Source organism: Psychrobacillus sp., assembly GCF_032154225.1.
Lineage (GTDB): Bacteria > Bacillota > Bacilli > Bacillales_A > Planococcaceae > Psychrobacillus.
Genome location: NZ_JALDYF010000004.1, coordinates 85176 through 109647, shown reverse-complemented (window position 1 = coordinate 109647; position 24472 = coordinate 85176). Strand labels below are relative to the sequence as shown.

At 37.0% G+C, this 24472-nt stretch carries 18 protein-coding genes; all 18 read right to left on the bottom strand.

Translation table 11 applies throughout. From position 1 onward, the window contains the following. Window positions 1-105 precede the first annotated feature (105 nt). The 18 genes from gltS to RUH95_RS07850 all read right to left on the bottom strand — a co-directional run bounded on the left by gltS (window position 106) and on the right by RUH95_RS07850 (window position 24461). A complete protein-coding gene (gltS, locus tag RUH95_RS07935) occupies window positions 106-1290 on the bottom strand; it encodes a sodium/glutamate symporter (RefSeq protein ID WP_313892316.1) in 1185 nt (394 codons plus the stop codon). 538 nt (window positions 1291-1828) lie between these two features. Then, window positions 1829-2851 (bottom strand): ABC transporter permease, encoded by a 1023-nt coding sequence (locus tag RUH95_RS07930; protein ID WP_313892315.1) that lies wholly within the window; start codon window positions 2849-2851, stop codon window positions 1829-1831. Then, window positions 2848-3690 (bottom strand): ABC transporter permease subunit, encoded by an 843-nt coding sequence (locus RUH95_RS07925; RefSeq protein WP_313892314.1) that lies wholly within the window; start codon window positions 3688-3690, stop codon window positions 2848-2850. The genes RUH95_RS07930 and RUH95_RS07925 overlap by 4 nt, the downstream gene beginning before the upstream one ends. Window positions 3691-3833: 143 nt before the next feature. Next, window positions 3834-4931 (bottom strand): ABC transporter ATP-binding protein, encoded by a 1098-nt coding sequence (locus RUH95_RS07920; RefSeq protein ID WP_313892313.1) that lies wholly within the window; start codon window positions 4929-4931, stop codon window positions 3834-3836. Window positions 4932-5056: 125 nt separating this feature from the next. Then, window positions 5057-5947, bottom strand: coding sequence for a PucR family transcriptional regulator (locus RUH95_RS07915; protein WP_313892312.1), 891 nt, complete (start codon window positions 5945-5947; stop codon window positions 5057-5059). Window positions 5948-6092: 145 nt separating this feature from the next. Further along, window positions 6093-9113 carry a beta-galactosidase, LacZ type gene (gene lacZ, locus RUH95_RS07910; protein WP_313892311.1) on the bottom strand — a complete coding sequence of 1007 codons (3021 nt, stop codon included), beginning with the start codon at window positions 9111-9113 and terminating at the stop codon, window positions 6093-6095. Between the two features lie 32 nt (window positions 9114-9145). Next, window positions 9146-9970 carry a carbohydrate ABC transporter permease gene (locus RUH95_RS07905; protein WP_313892310.1) on the bottom strand — a complete coding sequence of 275 codons (825 nt, stop codon included), beginning with the start codon at window positions 9968-9970 and terminating at the stop codon, window positions 9146-9148. Beyond that, window positions 9967-10779 carry a carbohydrate ABC transporter permease gene (locus RUH95_RS07900; protein ID WP_313892472.1) on the bottom strand — a complete coding sequence of 271 codons (813 nt, stop codon included), beginning with the start codon at window positions 10777-10779 and terminating at the stop codon, window positions 9967-9969. The genes RUH95_RS07905 and RUH95_RS07900 overlap by 4 nt, the downstream gene beginning before the upstream one ends. A gap of 164 nt (window positions 10780-10943) precedes the next feature. Beyond that, on the bottom strand, window positions 10944-12257 hold the full coding sequence (locus RUH95_RS07895; protein ID WP_313892309.1) for an ABC transporter substrate-binding protein: 1314 nt from the start codon (window positions 12255-12257) through the stop codon (window positions 10944-10946). A 148-nt stretch (window positions 12258-12405) separates the two neighbouring features. Then, window positions 12406-14190, bottom strand: a complete 1785-nt coding sequence (locus RUH95_RS07890) for a sensor histidine kinase (protein WP_313892308.1) — start codon at window positions 14188-14190, stop codon at window positions 12406-12408. Then, a complete protein-coding gene (locus tag RUH95_RS07885; RefSeq protein WP_313892307.1) occupies window positions 14187-15770 on the bottom strand; it encodes a response regulator transcription factor in 1584 nt (527 codons plus the stop codon). The genes RUH95_RS07890 and RUH95_RS07885 overlap by 4 nt, the downstream gene beginning before the upstream one ends. A 363-nt stretch (window positions 15771-16133) precedes the next feature. Next, window positions 16134-17327, bottom strand: a complete 1194-nt coding sequence (gene nagA / locus RUH95_RS07880) for an N-acetylglucosamine-6-phosphate deacetylase (RefSeq protein WP_313892306.1) — start codon at window positions 17325-17327, stop codon at window positions 16134-16136. Window positions 17328-17348: 21 nt separating this feature from the next. Continuing rightward, complete coding sequence (locus RUH95_RS07875; protein ID WP_313892305.1) at window positions 17349-18284, bottom strand: hexose kinase; 936 nt, start codon at window positions 18282-18284, stop codon at window positions 17349-17351. A gap of 66 nt (window positions 18285-18350) precedes the next feature. After that, window positions 18351-19208, bottom strand: a complete 858-nt coding sequence (locus RUH95_RS07870) for a tagatose-bisphosphate aldolase subunit GatY (protein WP_313892304.1) — start codon at window positions 19206-19208, stop codon at window positions 18351-18353. Between the two features lie 18 nt (window positions 19209-19226). Further along, complete coding sequence (locus RUH95_RS07865; protein ID WP_313892303.1) at window positions 19227-20399, bottom strand: SIS domain-containing protein; 1173 nt, start codon at window positions 20397-20399, stop codon at window positions 19227-19229. A gap of 13 nt (window positions 20400-20412) precedes the next feature. After that, on the bottom strand, window positions 20413-21405 hold the full coding sequence (locus tag RUH95_RS07860) for a LacI family DNA-binding transcriptional regulator (RefSeq protein WP_313892302.1): 993 nt from the start codon (window positions 21403-21405) through the stop codon (window positions 20413-20415). Window positions 21406-21441: 36 nt separating this feature from the next. Next, entirely contained in the window at window positions 21442-23184 is a 1743-nt protein-coding gene (locus RUH95_RS07855) for a glycoside hydrolase family 35 protein (RefSeq protein ID WP_313892301.1), read from the bottom strand. A gap of 20 nt (window positions 23185-23204) precedes the next feature. Further along, window positions 23205-24461, bottom strand: coding sequence for a Gfo/Idh/MocA family protein (locus RUH95_RS07850; RefSeq protein WP_313892300.1), 1257 nt, complete (start codon window positions 24459-24461; stop codon window positions 23205-23207). Window positions 24462-24472: the final 11 nt, after the last annotated feature.

Below are 24472 nucleotides of genomic sequence, written 5' to 3'. Positions count from 1 at the left end.
GAGATCTACTGCCCAAAATTGTCTCAATTGGTAGTTCTGATAGTTTACCCTTTTTTAAATTTATCTCTAATACGCACTACATCTAGAAACAGTCATTCCAATAACTCACTTGAACAAGTTAATGGTCGTGATAATGATTGGCGCGCTAAATACAACATCAATCAGGAATGCACCGACAATCGGCACGACCAGGAACGCCATGCGTGAAGGACCATACTTGCTCACGGTTGCGGACATGTTCGCCATTGCGTTCGGTGTTGCACCCAGCCCGTGTCCTAAGAAACCGGAAATCATAACAGCCGCATCGTAATTTTTTCCAAGCATTGGGAACATCACAAAGATGGCATACAAGACGATGGCAATAACCTGGATGAGTATAATACCGATGAGTGGTAGTGCGAGATCTGCGACTTCCCACAGCTTGATGCTCATCAGTGCCATCGAGAGAAAGATCGCGAGCGAAACGTCACCGATTAAGTTGATTTCCTTCATGTTCACTGTGCCCTTTATAAATCGATCGGCAAGATTCCGAACAATGACCGCCACGAACATCGATCCGATATAGGACGGCAGGACGAATCCGGTCACATTAGTAAACAAATCACCAAGATATGTTCCCACTGCCATGGAGAACGTGAGGAGGGCGACCTGGACCATGAACGACCACTCTTGAATCGGCCTCTCATCTTTCTCTACATATCCTTCTATTTTACCCACTGCCGGCTTTAAGTCATGTTTTTTTATCAGGTACCGTGCAACTGGACCGCCGGAAAGGCTACCGCAAATCAGGCCAAGTGTGGCGGCGGCCATACCAATCGTCAAGGCTGAGGAGATGCCCAAGTCCTCAATGGTCTGTCCGTATGCTGCAGCGCCGCCATGTCCACCGTTCATCGAAACTGCTCCGGCCATAACACCTAACAGTGGGTCAAGTCCAAACAATTGAGCAAATGAAACACCGATGACGTTCTGGAAGAACACCGTGACTCCACACAAGAGTAAGTAGATGACTAAGAGTTTCCCCCCCAGTTTGATGAGCTTGAAGCTTGCCCCAAGACCGACCGTCGTAAAGAAGGCTATCATGAACAACGTCTGTAGCGATGTATCCAATGTAATCTCGACAATCCCCGTAGTTTTCAACACGAGCGCTAAAGTAGCGAATATCAAACCGCCGACGACAGGCGCAGGGATTAGAAACCGGTTAAGGAATCCGATCCGATTGACGAGTGCCATTCCAAACAAATAGAGAGCTACTGCAAGGAACAGTGTTGTAATTTGATTGAGTTCAATCATATATCTTCACCTTTCTAAAAAGCTTTACCGTTTCATTGATAAGTTCGCCAAGCCGAACCATTCAGCCATTTTCATCAAGATCTTGATTAACCTCGGATATGTTAAAGCTTGTCGTTTTGTCTTTTGCACATATGTGCAGAATGAATGCTCCTTATACAAAAGATTCACCCTAAACTAATGGCGATAAACAAGGAAACCATCCTAATACTCTAACAAAAATTCCTAGTATTAGCACGGTAAAAATTTGATATGCCTTCGTAAGTTTTAATTTATTCTCCATCAATAAGTTTCCTTCTATTCTTGGTAAGCGCTTTCACACTAATAGATAGCTTTATACTAATATTCTACAGGAGACTTATTCAATTGACATAAGAAAATATTGTTTCATTTTCTCTACTACTTTGATTATCCAAGATAACCAAAGAATAGATAAAAACCCTATACTAAATTATTATTCTCCCTTAAGAACAAATATTTTTCATAAAAAAACTGTAGACACTCTCCATTAAAGAGTCTGTCCACAGTTAAAGAAATGAGATTATTTTTCATTTTCACGTATAAGTTGTAACTTTTCTTTCAGCTGCTGCTGATTCCATTCAATTGTTTCTTTTGATACAAAAGAAACTTTCTTTTGTTTTGGAATTCTCACTTGTCCATTCGTTGCCCGTGTATACCCTTCAATCATCGCAGCAACTGCTAAAATAAGGAGCGCGAAGCAAATTGCTGGAGCTAAAGGTAGCCATGGGACCCCCTGCAAATAGCGGAATGAAGAGCCAAATAGACCAGCCCACTCATACGCCATTGATTTCGGAGGATCGGCGAACATTGGATCATAACTAACTTTCGTTCCACCAATAAATAAATATAGAAGTCCTAAATGTGCAAAAACTACTAACGATTCTACTACTTGCTGTCCATATAAAACAAATAATTTTTCTCTCATCATCGGAAACAAATGACGCGAAATAATTCGACGGCGACTAGCACCGAGCGTTCGAGAAGCTAGTATATATTCCTCTTGGTACAACAAGTTCGCTTCATTGCCAATTAAAGATGCTACAATCGGCACCGAAATAATTGCCATTAATACAACTTGGATAACAATTCGTTCCCATACTGTTGTAGAAAAACCTTCCATCGGCTGCCATAACACTGGATACAGCATTATATACGCAAATATTGTCATCGGTATATAATGCAGTGGATCAATAAAACTATTGATAAGTGAACGTCTTCTTTGCCAATACGTCCCGATAGCAAAACCAAGAGGTACTGCTATTAGCATACGAACTGCAGCTACTCCCATTGCTGCTAGAATCGTATATTTGGCACCGAGCATGATCTTTGCTAGCATGTCATATCCATATTGATCTGTTCCGAGTGGATTCGACCAGCTTGGCGATAAAGGAGCGGCTTCTACTAATCTTCCATCTTCATAAACAAAAAACGTTTGTTTTGGTGTAGATCCAAAAATCCATTCAAATATAAAACTGCCGACTAAGAAAAATGCTACAACACTAAAACCAAAAACAAACAGTGGTTGTCTCCATACAGACTTCATGACAAAGCACCCCCTCGACCTAATCGACGTAAGAAGTACCATTCACCAAAACTATATAGTAAGAAAACTGGCACGAAAAAACTACAAACCGTTATTAAAAATAACTCACCACTTATGTTTTCACTTAAATGAAACATAATTCCCGGCATATTAAACATTCGCTCTAAGATGAATAAATTTGAAAGCATAAACCACATTGTCTTTTTCGATTGAAAAAATATACTAATAATTGCATTTCGGAAAATATGTATAAGTAAAATAAACAACTTACTAATGCCTAGTGACTTTGCAAGCTCTACATACATCTTTCGTTCCTCTGCTTCAAATGTCAGCATACTTAATCGATATAGCTGGATCATCGGCAAAATCATTAAACAAAAAACAGGTAGCATATAAATCTTTTCTCCACCAGTTACAGCAATTTTGGAAACGAAAATACCAGTATTCTTGTGAATCATAATAACGATAAGCTGAACAAGTAAAATGACTAAAATATCTGGCATTGATTCTAATACAAAAAACACCATTTTTACTCGCTGCCTTGCACGTTCCTTTAAAAGCATTGTCAACACAGTAAAAATTAGTGCCAAACATACTGCAACTAATAACGCTAAAAATAATACTTGCAAAGAATAGCTAATATATTCGCCAATATACTTTGCATAATGCTGTTCTACAAATTCTCCAATCGGAAATAGCACGAGTAAATGTTGACCGTATTCTTTCCACTCAAATTCCCCTCGTTGAAAACCACTTATTAGTATAGGTAAGCCGCTTATTAACAAAATTCCTATAAAAGAAATAATCAATTGCAGCAACCACTTTGAAAAACCTTTCAATCCAAATCCCCCTGATGACTTAAAATGATGATGAAATTATCATAACATAACAATTCTCTCAATAAAAAGAATTTTTAGTAGATTACAAAAATATTCAAAATAAATAACCGGCTACTAGTAAGCAGCCGATTATTTTTCTATCCTTATTTAATTCGTAATTCTGTTTCACTATCAAAGAAATGAGCTTTATTAAGATCGAATGCTAAGTCCACGTTTTCCCCTGCAGCTACATTAAAGCGAGAATCAACACGTGCTACAAAATCTTGACCAGCCACTTTTGCATATAGCATAATTTCTGATCCTGTTAACTCTGCAACTTCAATCTGTACATTGAACTTTGTTTCAGGTGAAAAATCAAGGAACATTGGTTCATCATGAATATCCTCTGGTCGAACACCTAGAATAATATCTTTGCCAATATAGCCTTGCTCACGAAGTATTTTCTGCTTCCCTTCAGGAACAAGAACCTTCAAATCTCCCATCACAAAATAATTATCTACCAATTTTCCATTCAGGAAGTTCATTGCTGGAGAGCCGATGAAACCACCAACAAAAACATTATTTGGCTCATCGTACACTTCTTTAGGAGCTCCGATTTGCTGAATAAGTCCATCCTTCATAACTACAAGGCGAGTCGCCATTGTCATTGCTTCTGTTTGATCATGCGTCACATAAATCGTCGTTGTTTGTAGGCGTTTATGTAGTTTTTGAATTTCTGTACGCATTTGAACTCGTAGTTTAGCATCTAAGTTTGATAACGGTTCATCCATTAAAAATACTTCAGCATCTCGAACAATAGCACGACCAAGTGCAACACGCTGACGTTGACCACCTGAAAGAGCTTTTGGTTTTCGCGTTAAAAGATCTTCTAAACCTAAAATTTTTGCAGCATTATCTACTCGTTGTTTGATTTCATCTTTTTTAAATTTACGAAGCTTTAGACCAAATGCCATATTATCGTAAACATTCATATGTGGGTAAAGTGCATAGTTTTGGAATACCATTGCAATATCTCGATCTTTTGGTGGCACATCGTTCACTCTTTTACCACCGATGAAAAGATCTCCGCCAGAAATTTCTTCTAAGCCAGCTATCATACGAAGTGTCGTAGACTTCCCACAACCTGAAGGGCCGACTAATACTAAAAATTCCTTGTCTCTAATTTCCAAATTGAAGTCATGAACTGTAACAACATTTTTATCATAGACCTTTTTAATATTCTTTAATTGCAAATCTGCCATTGCATTCCCTCCATGTATGTAAGTGCTTTCACTAACTAGTAATAGTATACAATAGTTAGATTATTTGAATAATGGTGAATATGCACAAAGATTTTAATCCTATTCGTGCAAATTTACATATGTCCTTACTCTCTTGCCAATAATGCTAAGTATACGGTCATTGCTTGGTGGAATTGACGGACATCTATGCCTGTTTTCTCTAAAAAACGATCCAAGCGATATTGCAAACTATTGCGGTGCATATGCAATACTTTGGAAGTTTCCGATAAATTCAAATTACACTGAACAAACGTTTCAATCATTTTTAGTGTTTCTTCATCGTCTCTATATTCTTGCAAAATCATTTTGCTCATATCCGAACGGAAATTTTGGTCTGTTTGGTTTATTAATAAATACGGGACTGCCTCAATATACGTGACAACCCTCTTATTGGAAGAAGCGAATACACTTTTAGCAGCCGTTAATAATGAATGATAATGTTGACTAACTCCTTCTAAGCCTTTCCGATAAGGACCTACAAAGAAGTCGATTTTGACATATAAATCACTCATTAAAACATCGATTATCTGCTCATAGGAAATGTTTTCATCCGATTCGATTTGCTCTTCAATGATGATCCCTTCATTGCCGTTGACCCATAGGATAGGAACAGGTTTAACAAAAAGTTCTTGGATTGCATTTTTAAAAATAATCGGATCGATTTCATTTTTTTTTATTGAAAAATAGACGAAACGATAAGGATTAGCCAATTTAAATTCAGCGGTAGCACTTGAATCAGTGGAGTGAATGGCTTTATTCCATCGTCTTTCTTCAACAGTAGGTAATGGGAAATGTATATGATAGGGCGACAAAAAAGTTGCCAATACGGATGCATCTTTAGCTGTTAACTCCGCCTCATGAATACCAATAATCTCATTGTCATCCATTACAAACCATTTATATGTAGGATTTAACTTATTCTCTCCTTCGGTATAATTAATCAGTGAAGGGTAGATATTACGCAGTCGATTGATCATTGAAATACCTCTTTCTCAAAAGGAACTATTATTATTTCTATAATCAGTTTACCATATTAATTATTTGGGATATTGAGATGTAATACAAAAATACCGAAGGCAATTTCCCCTTCGGTACTTTATAAATATTCTACTCAAAAAAACATTATTTAGGTTCAATCATGAACTCGAAGTATAAGTCCTTTTCCGCATTAATTCTGAACTCTTCATGTACTGGCGCACCCCAACTGTCGTCACCACCTACTCCCATTTGTTTACCTGCAACAGTAACAACTGTGTAATGAATAGCTGGTAGTTCATAATGATGTGCAGCATTTTCTAATTCAAATGCCGTATAAGGTGAAATGTTGCACTCAATTGGTTGATCTGTAGATGAAATTCGGATGCCAGTTCCTTCGTTATTTATTACATCTACTCGTCGGACACCTGTTCTATTACCAGATTCCTGTGGGACGGAATAAGCAGCTACATTATCTGGCACCTTATTTCGGAATCTCCCTAATCTAGCCCCATTTGCACGATCGATATAGTTTTCCTCTGGACCATTCGCATACCAGTCAAGCTGATGATAATCAGCAGACATTTTAAATGTAACTCCAAATATCGGCATTTTTGGTAACCCTGCGACACCCTGATAAGATGAACTTACTTTCATACGTCCGTCAGCATAAACTGTATAAGAAACGCTAAGTTTTACAGCAGAATCTATCGACAAAGCATAATCAAAACGGATTGTCGCGTACGCTTTCTTATCTTGCACATCAAATCCAATACATTTTCGACAAAGACTAGCGGCATACCAGGCACTCATATCAAAGCCTGTTTGATTGCCTTTATCGTTGTCCGTAAGTGCTCGCCAAAATAGTGGTGAAGGCGCTTGCTCAATCATTTCCTTGCCTGCGTAGTTAAGCGAAATAAGTGAACCCATTTGTAGGGAAAAAATCGTACTGAAATGCTCACCATGAACACCAATATTGACATCCCCTTTGACTACACGTACTGTCCCCTCTGGACTTATAAAGTCTTGTTTATCTTTTTGGAATACATACTCACCAAAAGAAAGTTCAAAACCTTCATTTGCCCAAATAGTCTTTTCTTTCAATAAAAGCGCAGTCTGAACTACATATTCACCTGCCTTAATCAATTCAGCTGGAATATCTAATTCAATGTACTCCTTGCTTCCTGGCTCAATGTTCACCTGTTTTTGTGCACGGAATAATTGTTCGCCTTCAAATAGTAAACGATATTCAAGTACTAAATCACTAGTGTCTTTAAATAATTGATCATTAATAATTTCCACGCCATTACGATCAGGGATCAGCTTTATATTTTGGTATAAAAAACGCACTTCTTGCATTTTAGGTGACAGTTCGCGATTCGCATAAACAATACCATTAAAACAAAAGTTGTTATCGGTTGGTCTATCGCCAAAATCTCCACCATACGCCAAGAATTCCTGCCCATAACGATCTTTTTTTACAATGCCTTGATCAATATAATCCCAAATGAATCCACCCTGATACATCGGATATTTACGTCCTAAATCAGTATATTTTTTCATCCCACCAAGTGAATTTCCCATCGCATGCATGTATTCACAACTGATATACGGTTTATCTGGATTATTCATTAAATACTTCTCAATATCGGCAGGCTTTGTATACATCTGACTTTCCATGTCACTTGTCTCACTATAATTCCGATCATAAAATACACCTTCATAATGAACTAATCGACTGGAATCCACTTTTTTAAAATAGCGTGTCACATTCTGGATTACTTCACCAGCATACGATTCATTCCCACATGACCAAATCAAAATCGAAGGATGATTTTTGTCACGCTCAAACATGGAAACTGCTCTATCCATAACAATATTTTGCCATTGCGGAAGATTACCTGGAATCACCCACGATGGCTCGACAACCCCCATCTTTTGCCAACTCCCATGGGTTTCTAGGTTCATTTCATCCATGACATAAATCCCATATTGATCACAAAGATCATACCAATAACTTTGGTTTGGATAATGGGCTGTTCTAACGGCATTAATATTATTCTGCTTGAGTGTTTTAATATCCCATAGCATATCTTCTTTTGTCACCAATCTTCCGCTATGACAATTAAATTCATGTCGATTGACACCCTTAAATAAAATCCGTTTGCCATTTAACTGCATGATTTTATTCTTCATCTCAAAGCGACGGAATCCGACATTCTGTGGAATGACTTCTATTAATGTTCCTGATTGATTATAAAGTTTAATAAATACTTGATATAAGTATGGACTTTCCGCGCTCCATAATTGAGGATTCTTTACAGATAGCTTCACAGTGCAACTTGAACTAACTTTCTCTTGTTTGACTTCTTCCACAACTTTATGATCCGCGTCCTCTATTACAAGTGATACCGTTATCTCTTGGTCCGTATCCATTTGGAGATTCACTTCTAAAATTGCATTCGTAAAAGTATCATCCAGATGCGTATGTACATACACATCTTCTACATGGATTGAAGGTTTACTATATAAATAAACGTCTCTAAAAATTCCCGAAAAACGCCAAAAGTCTTGGTCTTCTAACCAACTTCCCGTACTTCTTTGATAGACTTCAACAGCAAGTTTGTTTTCACCTGCCTGCAAATAAGGTGTAAGTTCAAAATTTGAAGGTGTGAAACTATCCTCGCTATAGCCAACAAACTCCCCATTTAACCATACATAAAATGCTGTTTCAACACCTTGAAAGGAGATATACAAAGGTTGATTTTTCATATTTTCAGGTAGTGTAAATGTTTTTAAATAGCTACCCACGGGGTTATTCTCCACAGGTATCGCTGGGGGACGAATTACTTCATGACCATCCCATGGATACATTGTATTTACATATTGTGATTTTCCAAATCCTTGTAATTGAATATGCCCTGGAACTTGAATCGTATCCCATCCGTTAGCATCGAAATCATTTTCGTAAAATTGTTCTACACGGCTCCTCAGATTAGCAGCATAATTAAATTTCCATGGGCCATTTAAACTATGTCGGAAACGCATCTCTCCTTTTTTTCGTGCCTCCTCCATCGTCGCATAATACAGATGATCTGAATGCGCCGGTACACGATTCACTGCAAATACATTTACATCAGTTAACCAATCTAGGCTTGGTGTCTTCATGACATTTACACTTCCTATCTCTCATAAAGTGATTACTTTACTGATCCCATCATTCCAGCTACAAAATGCTTTTGCATCAAGAAAAAAATCAGTGCAGTTGGTAATGTTGCAATGACAATTGTCAACATTATGACACCAAAATCAGGTGCGTAACCGGAACCTAAGTTAGATATTAGCAAAGGGATCGTTTGCTTCTCAGGTGATTGTAAGACAACTAGCGGCCACAAATAATTATTCCAGCTATTCATAAATGTTATAATAGCTGCAGCAGCGTATGCAGTTTTCATTGTTGGCATATATATACGGATAAAAATACCTATTTCACTTAAGCCATCAATTCTACCTGCCTCAATCAATTCTCTAGAAAACATTTTAGTATTTTGCCTGAAAAAGAATATTAGAAAAGCTGTAGTTAATGTTGGTAACATAACAGCTGCAAATGTATCCATTCCTATGAAAGGTGCTATTTGCGATAGCGAACCAAACATCCGGTATAACGGAACCATTAATGCTGCAAACGGAATCATCATGGAAATTAATAGAATATTAAATACAATATCCTTTGCTTTACTGCGATATATTTCAAAGCCATAACCAGCCAATGAAGCAATGATCAACGACAAAACTGTTGTTGTGACGGAGATGATTGCTGAATTTGTTAATGCTGTCACAATATCAACCGTTTCTATTAGGCTTTTAAAGTTCTCAATCAAGTGGCTTCCAGGAAGTAATCTACCTTTTGACACATCAACCGACTTATTTGTCGCACTAATGATCATCCAAAAAAACGGGAAAATGGATATAATCGCGGCGCATGTTAAAAATAGATATGTAGATATTCTTTTTATATTCTTCATTTTTTATCACCTGCTAGCTTAAACTGTAAAGCGGCTAATAGGACGATTATTACAACGACAAAGTAAGAAACCGTCGCTGCATAGCCAAAGTCCGGTGTATACTTAAAGGAAATATTATAAATGTATTGGGAAATTGACGTGGTCGCATTACCTGGACCACCTTTTGTAATATTCATTACTTCATCAAATATTTGTAACGTCCCAATGGTTGATGTAATCGATGTAAATAAAATAATTGGTTTTAACATTGGGATTGTAATTTTGAAAAATTGTTGAAAGGAAGAAGCCCCGTCCATTTTTGCGGCTTCATATATGGAATGATCGATGTTTTGTAGACCTGATAAATAAAAGATCATATTATAGCCAGTCCATCGCCAAGTGATTGCAATAATAATTGCAACCTTTGCCCAAAATGGATCGGTCAACCAGTTAATTCCTTCTGTCACGATGGATAATTGCAGCAATAATTTGTTGATAATTCCATCAACCGCAAATAAGTCTTTAAAAATAACCGAATAGGCAACAAGTGATGTAACACAAGGTAAAAATATCGCTATCCGGAAAAAGCTTCTAAATTTTAACATCGAATCGTTTAACAGAACGGATAAAAATAACCCTAAGAGAATCATTATGGGCACTTGTATGATTAGAAAAATAAACGTATTTTTAAAAGCTGCAATAAATGTTGGATCAGTAAGGGCACGCTTATAATTATCGAATCCAACGAAACTTAAATTTGTGCCTGCTCCCGATTGAAGTGAAAGGATGAATGCTTGAATCATCGGATAAAAATAAAATATACTTATCATGAAAGTTGAAATCCCAACAAATGTCCAGCCGGTCAATTTGGTTTTCGTTCTGCCATTCACATTAAATCACTTCCTTATAATAAAAACCTTAAACAATTGATCCGATCAGTTCGTTCTAATTGGATCGTGGTAGCAATCAATTGCTTAAGGCTTATTTATTTTTATTAATTTAATTGTGCTTCTGCCTGTTTTTGAGCATTACTCAAGACATCGTCAATACTTTTTCCATTTAAGTAGTTCTGCATTTCAACTGTAATAATATCTTCAATTGCATATGTGTGTAGTCCATAGTTAACGCCTGGAATATCTTCCATCCATGATGCATAATCTGCAATCGTTTTCTGTCCACCAAAGAATGGGTCCTCCGCAGCGTAAGCATCCGTTTCCGATGCTGGTTTATACGTACCAATTGCACCGACTTCACTCACAAGTTTTTGATACATTTCCTTATTAGAACCAAATGTTTTACCTAAGAAATCCGCCGCTTGCTCCGCCCCTGGGGTATTTAGCACATACCACGAACTTCCTCCTAGATTCGACGCATGCCCTGCCCCTGGAACAGTTAACTTAGGAATTGGGACAATTGCCCATTTACCTGATTGCGATGCCTCAGCTTTTACGGAAGGTGTAATCCAGTTTCCTGTCGGTACAGTAGCAACATCTCCGCTATTAAATCCTGCCAGGAATTGGCTCCAATCTGAGTGCGGCTTTAGGATGTTTGTATCGATCATTTCTTTATAAATTTCAAATGCTTCTTTTAATGCAGCATTATCTACAATATTTGGTGTTACACCATCTTCTTCCACATACCATGCGCCTGCTGATTGCATCATCACTCTGAGAATGCCAAGGTCATTTGGATCTGTACTAAGGATTGTTTTCCCCGTAACTTCTTTCACCTTTTTCCCAATTTCTATATATTCTTTCCAAGTAATATCTTGTAAATCTGCCACTGAATAACCAGCTTCTTCTAAGTAATCTGTGCGAACATATAATCCAGTTACTCCCGTATCAAAAGGAACACCATAGTTTTTTCCATTTGAACTCGTTGGAGCAATTTTATATTCTGCAAAGTCTTGTGCATTAAACGAATCTGTTAATTCGTAAAATGCATCCGGGAAAGACTGTAAGAAACCTTGTGCTCGATAATCTTCAATTAGAACAATATTTGGCAATCCTTTCGTTGTTCCTGAACCTAATGCTGTATTTAATTTTTGAATAATATCATCTTGCGCATTTTCAACAATATTAACGGTAAGATCTGGATTTTCTTCTTTGTATACCCCTTTTGCAATTTCTAACGCAGCAATATTAAATTTGGGGTCCCATGCCCAAATTGTCACTTCATCAATCTCTTCCGTTACACTTTTTTCTTTCCCTTCACTCCCACCTTCACTTTTACTTCCGGTTGACTCTGGCGTTGAAGAACACGCTACTAATAATATACTGGTTAAAAATAACATAAATAACTTTTTCATTACCCTACCCCTCCACTTCTGTAGTTGAAAGCGCTTTCTATTAACAATTTAACATACAAAAAAAGGGGTCTGTTAGGATAATATCCATCTCAAATAGGAATTTTTAAAGTTTTCAGAATAATTCACCTATTAACAGTTAGGACTTTTATTATAAATTAAGATTATTTACAGATTTTATAACCGGTAATGATACTCGAACCTTTGTCCCCTTACCTAACTCACTAGATATTTCTACACCATATGCTTCTCCGTACAATAACTTAATCCTCTCATTGACGTTTTTAACTCCGATACCACTAAATAATTGCCGCTTACTTTTGTAACTAGGCATCTGATTATCAAGATCTGTCACCATTCCATCACCATTATCAATAATTTCACAAATAAGCGTGGACCTCTCCTGCCCAATCATTATATGAATACTTCCTGATGCTTTTTTATTAAATGCATGAAAAAATGCATTCTCGATAAAGGGCTGGATGATTAGCTTTGGAATTTGGTACGTTAAACAATCAGCTGTTATGTAGTAGTTAACCCTAATCTGTTCCCCGTAACGTGCCTGATTTATGAATGTGTAGTCTTTCATATTTGTTAATTCTTGTTCCACTGTATACGTTTCACTAATATTTCCGATTGTATTTTGCAATAAGGAGATAAGTTTGTTAATCATTTCGGCTGCCATTTCTTTATTTCCTTGATTCACTATAATCTTTATGGATGCCAGTGTGTTATATAAAAAATGTGGATTGATTTGTTGCTGAAGCGCGGCTAACTCCGCATTACGTTGCTTTTTTTGCGTTACAATCAATTCTTCCACATATTCATGAAGTTCATCTAGCATAAGATTAAACGCAGTCCCGACCTGTTTTGTTTCATAACTACCTGAAACGGTAATATAGTGATCAAAATTAGATTTTGCAGTCTGATTAATTTGATTAACAAGGCTTGTTAATGATCTTGTTAGACGTCTTGAAATAACATAAATAAATAACGAAGCAACACTTCCTGTTAAAATACTTATAAGAATGATTGATTTCGTGTCAATAATATTATCCATAACAAGTTTTCGATCTATTAAGTTGACCAAATATAAATCTAGTGACGGTAGATATTCCGTAAGCACAATCTGTTTTCTTTCCAAGAACTTAATATCCTTATAGTTCAAATTCCGTTTTTCGATATCCTGTGCATGTTTGAGTAACTCCAGTTCTTGCTGGCCAATTAACTCGGATCTATTGCTTGACACGATCATTCCTGCTCCATTTATAATCGCAACATTATTTCCTTCGCTTGTATAGCTCGTATAAAACTGGCGAAATTCAAGTTCCTGCATTGCTATATATACGATTCCATAGATTTCTCCACTTTTTTTATCTGTTAGTGCTTTCGAAGCAATAATTGCAGACTTTTTTGATGTATCTGTATATAGTTCATCATAGTGATAGGATAAAACTTTAGGATTGGCACGTGCATTTAGTGTGATTGGGTGGTTTGGCAGAGCTTCTTCTGTGATTGGCCAATAAATACGATTAGTGGAATAATTACGCCCATTTATACCTGTCAATGTGATGCCGTTATCGTAAGTATCTATGTGAGATCGTATTCTATCCATCTGCGCACTCATATTGTAATAAGATTCGGACATTTCTAAGGCACTGCTATCCTTTTCCGTAAGAAACTTTTTAACTGTTCCACTCTGTTCAACATTATTAATCGCATTCACAACAGAGTAATTAAAGTTTTCTACATTCCCTTGGATTTGTGTCAAAATTTTCGAATTCGTAACACTAAAAGTTTCTGTAAATAAATTTTTCGACATTTGGAATGTATTGAATGTTATCGTAATTGTAATCACAATAATACTAAAGAACATTACTAGAAATATCTTAGCCAAAAGCCCGTAATTATTTATGCTCTCAACTAATTTTTTCATCCTTGTCTCTTCCTTGTACTAAAATATTGTCTACGGTAGCTACTTGGCGAAACACCTACAAAACTTTTAAACACTCTACAAAAATAACTATGATCAGAGTAGCCTACTAACATACTAATTTTAGCAATTGAAATTTCTTCCTTTTGTAATAGCTCAATGGATTTTTCAATCCTCACTTGTTTTAAATATTCACTAAAACTTTGATTGTTATGGTCACTGAAGTAATTGGATAAATAGGATGGATTATAATGGAATTCTTTCCCCATCTCTGTTAAATTAAGTGGTTCTGCGTAATGTTTATTAATATAATCTAAAAGCTTTTGCATATTTGGCAGGCTTGGATTGATTAATAAGCTGTCAATCACGGCCTTTGCTTTCACTAAAAATTCATTTAAGAACGATACTGCTTCTTTCACATTCATCGCTTCATCAATAGATGATATGTAAGAATACTTTTCCTCTTCCAATGCCTCACTGTTAGTAGTCATATTCCCCAATAATATTGTTACATTGAAAATGACATTTCCCAATATGGATTTACAAGCAAACTCATCCATTGTATATTGGCCTGAAAGGACTTCAATGTAAGCATCCAAATATAAGAATGCCGCATCAAATTGTTGACGCTGAAATAGATCCGTGAACTTCGTTAATAGAAAAGGCTCATTAAATGCACGGACGTTTGGCATTTCATCATAAATCATTACAGTTGTATCCGGTAAATAAAATCTATATTGAATAAGTTGTAATAATTTCTTTTGATAAACTTGCCTTAACTCTCGAAAGTCAGTAAATGGTTCTGTTAAAGCGAAGCCAACATTTGAATCCACAAATGTAAGTGACGTAGAAATCGACTTAATAAATTCCTTAATTGTTTGTAATTGATGCAGTTCAAAGTTAAATAATAGAGCGACTATATTTTGACTAAACGGTAATCGATAAATTTCAATATGTGTAAAATTACTTCTTACCCTTCCTTCAATTTCGTCCACAAGTGCTCTAATTTCAATTTTTTTATGATTTATATGTGCTTTCAAATCAATACCCAGTAGGCAAAAGTGACTGTGCGAAAAAATGGTCTCATTTACCATTGAATCCTCGTCTAGGTCATAGCCCGCCATCACTCGTTCTATAATACTCTCCAATCGAATTGCTACTCCTCCAAATCTATCCTGAATTAACTCAATTCCTGGAATCTTATGTGCAGCTTCTTTAAGAACCATTAAAAGGTCAGCACTTTCCAATTGTGGTTTAAGTATGTAGTCAGATATACCTAATTGAAATGTAGATCGAACATAATTAAAATCTCCAAAACTGCTCAAAATGATAATTTCAATTTGTGGATAATGCTCTTTTATTTCTTTTGTCAATTCCACTCCATCCATAACTGGCATCACCATGTCCGTAATGACAATATGTGGTTGTAGTGTTTCAATTAAACGAAGCGCTTCTTCACCGTTTGCAGCTTCACCAACGATTTGAAAGCCTTCTTTCTCCCAATTAATAGAATGTTTAATACCTTGCCGAATAAGTAGTTCGTCGTCAACAATTAACACTTTACAGGTTTTGTATACCGACATCTTCTATCCCCCTAATTGCACTAACTTTTTAATAAAACAATTGTAACACCTTTATCTGAATTATCCATCTTCTTTAGGGGGATGCATATAAATTTTGCCTTCGCGCTTGCCGCACCTTGCATGAGCCAACTCGTGCTGCCCCCAAGTGGGTCTCATACTTCGGCTCATGCGGCCAGACGCGCTACGACATTCAGTAAATCTCTATCTATATTTACAGTTAATCTCAAATAGATTTAGTCGTATAAAGAGAAAATATTGGAGAAATAATAATGAGGAATATTGAGGAATATTTTAGTGAATAGCCCGTGGATGAAAAGGTAGTGCCTGATTTCATCCACGGGCTTATTATCACTGAAAAAAACATTAGCTAAATGCACCGCTACGCTCATATGCAATCGATCCTCTACAAATCGTTAGTTCTACTTCACCGTCTTGACCTAGGACAACAATATCAGCATCTTTCCCCGCTTTTATTGTTCCTTTACGATCCAATAAACCTAAACGCTTTGCTTGATTGAGCGAGGTGATTTGAATTTGTTCGTGGATAGACAAGTTTAACCATCTCGCAAGATTCAAGCGAGCCTCGTTCATCGTTACGATACTGCCTGCCAAAGAACCACTTGTAGATAATACGCATGTACCTTCACGCACGGTCACTTGCTGGCCACCTAAATCATATTCACCATCCGGCATACCTTTTGCACGCATACCATCTGTAATAGCTAGGACATTTTCAAGCCCTTTCATCTTCACAATTAGCTTGAGTAAATCAGGGTGAAAATGAATACCGTCTGGAATAATTTCCACATGAACGTCATCATGTAATAACGCAGCTCCAACAACGCCCGGATCTCGATGATGCATACCCTTCATGCCATTAAACAAATGGGTTGCATGGCTTACACCATGAGCAATCGCATCCATTGTTTCATCATACGATGCATCCGTATGTCCCATTGATGGAATCACGCCAGTCTTTTTAAGCTCTGCTAATAATTCAAACTGATTGTCGAGTTCGGGAGCAAAGGTGACAATTTTAATCGCATTCCCAGATAGCTCCTGCCATTCCCTAAAAACTTGAGCATTCGGCGATATAATAGCACTTTCAGGTTGCGCACCTTTTTGTTTTCTATTAATAAATGGCCCTTCCAAATGGATGCCTAGCATTTCGGCAACCGCTAAGTCAGAACTCCCTGCACTATAATTTTCCAAACTTTTTAGTGTATCTGCTGTATGCTCCATCGGATTTGTTATCGTCGTTGCCAAAAAAGAAGTTGTTCCCTCTTTTGCTAAAGCTTTCGCAATTCCTTCGAATGCTTCGTGACTACTATCCATAAAGTCAAAGCCTGCAGCGCCGTGAACATGAATATCAATCATGCCTGGCATCACATAGTGCTTTCCTATACAATCGAATAGTTGATCGTTGTCCGAAATAGATGGACAATTAGCCATCCCCCCAACAGCTTCAATTTTGTCATCTTTGATATGTATGAATCCTTGTTGTAAAAGACTATCTTCCAATACAATTGATGCATTTAGTAGATACAAGTTTCTCATCTATAATACCTCCTGTCTAATTCATCCCTTGATTTTTTCCACTTGCATTTCTTCAACAGCCCATGCAACTTTTTCTACATTAATGTGCCCTGTCTTTTCTTCCATCGCATTCAGTACACCCATAGACAGTCCGAATTTAATCAGCTCTTCATCCATTAAACCTCGAGCAAAGCCCGCTGCAAACCCTGCAACTACTGAATCTCCTGATCCCACCGGGTTGACCGCCTCAATTTTTGGTGCTTTTGCTCTGTAAAACGTATCACCATGTTTAACAATTGCACCATCAGCCCCAAGTGTCACAACAATCCAAGGAATATTTGTAAACAGAGGTGCAGCAAGTGCTGCCCTAATTTGTAATTCATCCATCTCTTGCTCGCCTACTAAATCTGCCAGTTCCTGCTCATTTGGCTTGATGAAATAAGGCTTATAACCACTTGTTAATGTTGCATCTAATAAAGCCCCGTTAGAATCGAGTAGAACTCGCGCACCATTCTGTGTAGAGATTTTCACCATTTCTACATAAAAATCAGCGGATAATCCTTTCGGTAAACTCCCCGATAGTGTCACGATATTAGCTTGTTGAACGTAATCGCTGAATTTCTCTAAAAATAACTGCCCTTCCTTGTCCGTTATAACTGGGCCACTCTCTAATATTTCTGTCTGGTTTCCTTCATGAATTACCGCAATACAATTGCGCGTCTCATCTGCAATTTGTACAAAAAAGTCTTTAATATCAAGGGCTTCTATTTGAGAGCGGATAAAACCACCCAGACTGCCACCTAAAAAGCCCGATGCTGCTACATCTACGTCCAGTTGCTGCAAAACTCGAGCTACGTTTAAACCTTTTCCTCCAGCAGTTTTTGACACATGATCTACTCGATTGACTGTATCTAATGAGAATTGCTCCAGCTTGTAACTAATGTCAACAGCTGGGTTTAATGTAATTGTTAAAATCATTTGTAAGCCACCCTTTCAAATAGATAGTCAAATGGAGTGGGGATCAAACCCCACTCCATCACATTATTATGCTTTTCCGTCACTCATACACATCATAATTTTTTCTTTAACTACCGCTTTCATTGCATCTTTAGCAGGGTTCATATACTTTCTTGTATCCGTCTCTTTTGGGTTAGCAACTAAGAAACTGCGTAATGCATCGGAGAAAGGAATTTTCAGTTCAGTCGAAATATTTACCTTAGCACAGCCAAGAGAAATACATTTACGAACATCTTCTACAGAAATACCTGATGCACCGTGCAGTACTATAGGTAGGTCTACCAAATTTTTTATTTTCTCTAAACGTTCAAAATCCAAATTAGGTTCAGTCTCATATAAACCATGGCCTGTCCCAATTGCAACTGCTAATGAGTCAATACCAGTTCTCTCAACGAATTCTATGACAGTATCTGGATCAGTATAAGCCGCATCTGCTGCCTCAACAATCAGATCATCTTCTTGTCCAACTAATTTCCCAAGCTCTGCTTCTACTGTTGCTCCGTACTTATGTGCCTCATCTACTACTTGTTTAGAAATTGCAATATTGTCTTCAAAAGTACCATGTGAACCATCAATCATGACAGATTTCACACCTAGCTCAAGTGACTCTACTATAGAAGAAATAGTTTCATGGTGATCTAAATGCAACGCAACTGGAATATCATTCGTTTTTGCAGCTATCTCTGCAATGGCTTGAATATATTCACGTCCACCATAAACCATTGTTCCTGGTGTAGCTGCTAAAATGACAGGAGATCGTAGTTCAGCTGCTGCCTCGACAACAACTTGAATCGTTTCTAGATTGTGTATATTAAACGCAGGAACAGCATATCCTTCTTTTCTAGCTTTAATAAGCATTTCTTTGGTATTTACTACATAACCCATACTACTTCCCCCTAATTATCACTTATGCTCATGAATAATAACACCTTGTACTACACGGCTAATTGCGCCACTTGGACTTGGGTTATCTGGTGAAATACCTAATTGCAAAGATTTTTTCAACGCCAATACTTGTGCAAAAATTACATACACTACTGCAAGGTGAAAATCATTTAACAATAAATCTGCTACACTATTAACTGGAATTACCCAATTTGCTAGTTTTTCTACTTCTTCATCGTTTGTTTCAGTTAAAGCAACGATCTTCATATTCGAATTTGTAGCAGCTAACTCACGTAAAATATCCATATCATATTTTCTCGTATAAGGATCTTTTGACATAAATAAAACGACAGCTGATTGACTATTTAAAATAGATTTTGGACCGTGACGAAATCCTAAAGAAGATTCATTTATTGCTACAACTTGCCCACCAGAAAGTTCAAGCATTTTTAATGCTGCCTCGTGCGATAATTGAGCAAGTAAACCTGAACCTAGATAAACAATTCGTTCAAAATCGAACGCTAGAACTTCATCTACTTTATCACCAAGCGTTTCAATAAATTGCTCCGCACTTGAAATTACTTGCTTTGCAACTGTCTCTGTAAAAGTATCTGCTGTAAATAATGCATATGCCGCAATGATCATACTTGAAAAACTACTTGTCATCGCAAGGGATTGATCATTTGCTTTTTCAGGCATTAGCATTAGCATGCTATTTAGGTCATTCTGAATATTTTTTGCTAATTGACCTTCTTTATTACAAGTAATAACAATTTGGTAAAGATCCGTAATAATTTCTTGCGCTAATGAAACTGTTGCAACACTCTCCGGACTATTACCAGACCTTGCAAACGAAACTAAAATCGTTGGTACATCTTTTTGTAAGTACGCCGTTGGATTCGACACAATATCAGTAGTCGGAATAGATTCAAAGTGGACATTATGTTTGTTTTGTCTTGTAAGCTCCGGAACTAATGTGTCTCCGACAAATGCAGAAGTACCCGCTCCTGTTAAAATAATACGAACATTGGTATGTTTTTCATAAATAGATGCTAGAAACCCTTTATATGTTTCTAGTTGAGCAAAGAAATCAGATACAAGTTCTTGCCAAACAGCTGGTTGCTGGTGTATTTCTCTTGTAGTATGAATCGCATTTTGCTCATTAATTTGTTCTGAAGATAAATTGAACATATTTATACACTCCCTACTTTTTCACACTTTGGCGGACTATAAGCTTTGTTGCAATAAATACTTTTTTAGCTATTTTTCTACCTTCTAACCGTTCTAATAATGTGTCTACTGCTGTTTCTCCCATAATTTCCGTATACACTTTTATCGTACTTAAAGAAGGATACATATATTTCGAAACAGACATATCGTTTATGCCAATTATGCTAACCCGCTCAGGAATTGAAATCTCTGCTTCATGTAATGCTCGCAAACAACCAATTGCCATTACATCACTGCTCGTAAAAAATGCAGTTGGCAAGTCTTCCCCTAAGTCTTTAATCGCTTGCTGCATTAAATTGTACCCATCCTCAACTGAAAAAGCTCTAACGTAAACAAAGCATTCTTCGTACAAGCCTAGTTCCTGCATGTATGATTTGAACGTTTTTTCTCGTATATCTTGGATAGGCTCTGTTCGCCCTTTTAAATACTCTTTACCACCGATAAATCCAATTTTTTCATGCTTAGTTGAAACAAAAAAATCAATAACTTTTCTCGTTGCTTTTTCAAAATCAATTACAATTGCATCATATTTATCTTCATTTGGACTATAATCGACAAAAACGACTACTGGATTAATCTTTGCCAATTCCTTCACTTGATCATCACTGAATTTACCAACAGCAATAATTCCTTCAATTTCTGTCGCTTTAATATCTTTAATATTATCGAAAAAGTATATTTCCGGATTCATGCCAATTTCTTTACAACGTTGCTCGATACCTAATCGAATAGACAAATAATATAAGTCGTTCAACTCTTCTTTTTCTGTATACCAATGCACGACGGCAACCTTTTGATCTACATATCGCTTGGATGAACGTTTTCGATAGGACAATTCTTCTGCGGCTTCAAATATCCTTTTCTTCGTTTCATCCGCCACCGATAGAGTCGCATCATAGTTAAGCACTCGTGAAACTGTTGCAGAAGATACACCTGCTTTTTCAGCTATATCTTTAATTGTGGCCATTCTCCATCACCTTTTCTATTTTTACAAATACCGAAATTAACCTAATTTATGTGTATCTATTAAAGAGATTCCTGGTTGATCGGTTCCGTGTAATTCAAAAACTATTATTTCATTATCTCCTTTACGAAGCAATGGGCCAGGTAAATATAAAGTTTGTTGCGGTCCTTTTTCCCAGTATCTACCCAGGTTAAAACCATTTACAACAACAAAACCTTTTACCCAACCATCCAATTCTACAAAAGTATCTGCTACTTCTTCTACATGCAAAATTCCTTTGTAAAAAGCCGGTCCAACTGTTGGAGTAGTCCCTACTTGAAACGCTAGCTTTTGAAGATTATCCATTGGTAGAGGATACATTGTCCAGTCAAATAAAAACTGACGTTCAAATCTTACTCCTTCTGTAATTCCCTTCGGATCATTCATCATCGGCCCATAATTAATACGTCCCATATTTTCCACAACAATATCGAGCTGAACACCCTCTTTTGGCACTTCAAATGAAATCGTATTATTTTTCCAACGATCAATAACACCTTTATATTCATTATTAACAAACACAAGAGCTCGGTCACGAACTTGTTGTATCGTTAATTCGGCTTCTTCCTTTGGTCCTTCCAAAAATGTGCGATAAAGTGTAAAACCATAATCCTGGCCTAACGCTTCCATTGTTTCTGGATTTGCTCGCCCAATAGGATGACTAATCATTTCAAGAGCTTCAAATAAGGAAACCGACTCGGTCATTGTAACATTTCCATATGCTAATTTTGGAATTGGTTTCGGCAATATTAATTCACCTATATCTTTATGTTTAGCAATTGCTTTTCGTACCTCATGGAACTTCAGCGTAATATCACCCGTCTCACTTACTGGGCAATCATAGTCATAGCTCGTCACTGTCGGTTGATATTCATCCCCGTAGTTTGCTCCGTTGTAAAAGCCAAAATTTGTACCACCATGGAACATATAGAAATTGACGGAATCGCCTCGCTCTAGCATTTCCGCAAATGTTGAAGCAGTTTCAGCTGGATCACGTTCATGATGCTCTTCTCCCCAATGATCAAACCATCCATTCCAATATTCCATCACAATACTAGGTGTGTTCGGGAAATACTCTTGCAATTTCTCAAATGCTTCTGCTGGTTTTGAACCGAAGTTTACTGTTGCTAACACATCATCTACCGTTCCACCTTGAAGCATTAAATCTGTAGGACCGTCTGAAGTGAATAATAGCACGTCGATCCCTCGAGAAATCATTGCATCTTTTATATACGTAAGGTATTTTTTATCATTTCCAAAACTACCATACTCATTTTCAATTTGCATTGCAATAATTGGTCCACCATTTGTTTGAAGTAGTGGCTTTAATCTTTTCAATAAAACATCATAATAATTATCTACTTTTTCTAAATACGGCTCATAATAAGATCTAAATCTCATATTACGATCTGCTAGAAGCCAAGATGGTAAGCCACCGAATTCCCATTCCGCACAAATATAAGGGCTTGGTCGAACAATTACATGTAAATCAAGGCGTTCTGCAATTCGTATAAACTCTTCGATATTAGCGATACCTTCAAAATTAAACTCGCCTTCTTTTGGCTCATGTAAGTTCCAAGGTACGTATGTTTCCACACAATTAAACCCACATGCTTTTAACTTTAATAAACGATCTTCCCAATACTCTGGTACAACTCTGAAATAATGAATTGCACCAGAAATAAGCTGAATAGGCTCATTATTTATGTATAAATCTTTTCCTTGCACTGTTAACATCGACATTGCTAGCAACACCTTTCTTATTAAAGAACTTCAATCGAGAAATTAGCGATTTGAATTACTTTCCCATTTTGACGTCTGGAAGCTTCCGCTGCAAAGGCCAATAAATGACTTTCAAGTGATACTGCAGCAGAAGATCTGCTACCTTCGCCTGGATAGTTTCGTACTGCTTGCAAAAAGTCCCGAACGATTGCTTCGTCTCCGCCACCGTGACCGCTTTTTGGCTTGCTCAAATGTGTAACTGTTTCATGTTTCGTTAAAAAGTCGAAAACAGATATAGTATCTTCGTCCATTCTCCCTCTAATCTCACCTTTTGTTCCCATAATCTGAACAATGCGCGTTTGCTCTCTTGTGAATCCGCACATGCTAAATGTTGCAGTTGCACCGTTTTCGAACTCTAAATTGACTACTTGATGATCCACAACGTTATTATCTGAACGATAAACACATTTGCCATAAGCAGTAGTATTTAATGCGTGAATAATACCTTCACGTGAATGATCCGTTGTGAACTTCTTCGCCCAACCTTTTCCTTCACCTAAATAGTACTTGCCTGCATGAAATGCGCACTCATTTTCGACAGGACATCCATCTAAGCAGCGTAAAGGCCCGCCTTTCGGAGCATTTTCCTCTTTAAAATGCATTAAAGATCCAAACGAACTTACATGCTTACATTTTTGATCCATTAAATACATTAATATATCCATATCATGGCATGATTTTTGTAAAATCATCGGACTAGAAACATCACTGTTGTTCCAGTTTCCGCGAACAAAACTGTGTGACATATGCATGACTTCTACATTTTCATTCAATTGAATGGAAACGATATCCCCAATCTTTCCTTCATTAATCATGTTTTTTATACTTTGCCAAAAAGGTGTATAACGAAGAACATGACAAATCGTTAAAAGCTTATTATGCTCTTTCGCAACCTCCACCATTGAAATACATTCTTTCGGATCAGGTGACATTGGCTTTTCAAGTAAAACATGGTAGCCCTTTTCGATTGCTTTAATCGTTGGCTCATAATGCTGCCGGTCCAATGTACAAATAAAAGCAACTTCCGCATCTATATCATCTTGTAACATTTCTTCCCAAGATGCATAACACTGCTCATCCGAAAGAGCATATGCTTTCGCAAATGCTTCTCTTCTCTCACTATTTAACTCTGCAATCGCAACAAATTCTAATTCATGCGGATAATCATTTGCATAAGGTGCGTATGCCTTTGCACCTCTATCACCCGCACCTATTAAAATAGCTTTCGTTTTTTTCAATATTTTCTCCA